Consider the following 2327-nt stretch of genomic DNA (forward strand, 5'->3'; position numbering starts at 1 on the left):
GATAACTTTTGCATAACCACTTATCAATGGCAAAAGCGCCGCTTTCATTGCCAGAGGTAATGCTGAATGTTAGTCCGTTAGTATCTCCACTAGGGGTAACCGTTCCAATCACGGTGCCGTTTACGCTATTTTTATTTACAGAGAAACTGTTGTTGCCAATGATCGGATCGACATCGGTAATATTGAACTCCAACGTTTGACTATCACTACCGCCATTGCCATCAGCGGTTTGAATAAAGAGTGACGCTGCATTATTTCCAGAAACATTAGCCGTTGGAGTAAAGGTCAGGCTATTGAGAGCAGTGTTAACATCATTGAGATCACCACTAAAAGTAACAAAGCCAGAATTATATTCTCCAGAAACTTTGGTAAGACCATTAATGTTAGCAAGATTAATCGTACCATCAGTTGCTGTCAGAGTTACCGTCTGATTGTCGGCATTCCCATCAGTGATCGAAAGCCCTGAAACTGCATTAGCGCTGGTATTTTCGTCAAAAACCAATGATGAGGGCAAAATAATGGCAGGGGCTTCGTTTGATACTTCGCCCTCAGGAATCACTTCAGACTGTCGAAGCAGCCAAGTATCATAATCACCATTCCCGCTATCATCATCATTAACTAACCAAGAAAGGTTACCATCAACATCAACGAAAGATGTAATATACCCATACTCTGCTTGAGTTGTAGGAATAGTGGAGGAAAGGTCTTCAATGAAATTTCCATCAAAGTCATAACTTACCAGATAACGTTCTATTGTTGTTGGGTCAGTATTGTAGTCAACGTAGCTATAACTAACCACCAGCCTATCATCAAGAATCACTGGCTTAGAAAAATCCCCCCAGGAATTCATACCGCCAATAACCGTATCACTTGAGAGTAACGCATTACCACTATCATCGTATATCTGGTAACGAACATCTCGAGTACTGCTATCTCCTGTTGCCCCCTTAAAAAGCACAAGATAATTACCATTAGGAAGCGTCTCCACATATTGCGACGCATTTCCTTTCGCAATACTATCGCCTATAGAGAATCGATTACTCCCATTAACTTGAGTAGGCATAGAGGCATCATTATCGAACAGCATTCCTAGATAATTATTATAATCATAAGCATCCCAAGTGATGATAAACCCAGTATCATTTGCAGCTATATTATGCTGATATTGTGAGCCACTTATCCCAGCAAGGCTGGTTACTGATAACTGCTCATTATCAACTGGCGTACCATCCACCTCAAACCTGCGCATGGCATAATCAGATCCACCCGTCGCCCAAACAAATGCTAGGTTACCATTTGACAACTCAGCAACTTCTGTAAAGCGATTCAAGGAACCTGCTTCAGAATTTATTTTAGTAGCGCCGACTACTTCCTGACCAGTGCCATCAATGATTTTAAAATATGTATCGGTAAAACCTGTGCCGCTAGAGCCACTGTACCAAGTAACCAGAATATTCCCATCTGAAAGGCCTTTGAAAATAACGCTATCAGAATTGTCATCAGTGCGTGGATTAAGAACAGGTGATGGTGCTGTACTGACTGAACCATCAGGAGAAACTGAAATTATTCTTAAATCACTACCAACGGAATAGCTGACATAGAGTTGGCCGTTAACACGCTCTACACTATATACATAACCGTCAACAGAGGGATCAGTTTCTACATTATATCGAGTATCACCAATTTGCATAAAAGCCTCGCTTTATAAGTTAGTGATTGCACGAGATTCGAGCGCGAACGGTTCCGCCAGTGCAGGTTGGTAAAATAAAGTCTGTTTCACCCTGGAATCGGGATTCAGTATCAGAATGGCCTCGCAAGCCAATGATAAATACATTGAACCCAAACGGCACTTCGGCGTGATAATGCAGCTCCTGACGCAGGAAAACCGCCTGAGGCTCGGAGCCTGAGCAGAGCATCCCAGAAATAGCGCTATAGCTCATGATGTAGCCCCTTGCCACGCCGAGGTGAAGAAACACCTGGAAATGTTTCATTTAGTTAATTAAAAGTATCAAACCCCAACCTTCAGCGCCATTCATTAATATGAGAAAACACAAAATAAAGTGATGGCAATTCACCAAATTTATAGCCACAAAGCATTAACAATCTAACTAAGCGATTATTATAATTAGCTTTATTTTATCTTCAGCTATGCGCATCGCCGCATTACAGCGTGAACGAAAAGCAACCTGTTTGGCTGGGCACTGCACTATTCGTGGCTTACCGGCACTTCATCACCTATTTCGAAATAACAAGCTTACATGCATAAATTTTATATATTAGCTATATGTAAAATATAAATATATAAAAAAGCCTGCGAAAAATCGCAG

General features: G+C 41.3%; 1 protein-coding gene. It reads right to left on the bottom strand.

Annotation, left to right across the window (positions count from 1 at the left end):
- Positions 1-1690: cadherin repeat domain-containing protein (locus INT22_RS13065; RefSeq protein WP_193068355.1), on the bottom strand; the 1690-nt coding region annotated here is incomplete at its 3' end.
- Between the last annotated feature and the right edge of the window lie 637 nt (positions 1691-2327).

Source organism: Halomonas sp. 3D7M, from assembly GCF_014897885.1.
Taxonomy (GTDB): Bacteria; Pseudomonadota; Gammaproteobacteria; order Pseudomonadales; family Halomonadaceae; genus Vreelandella.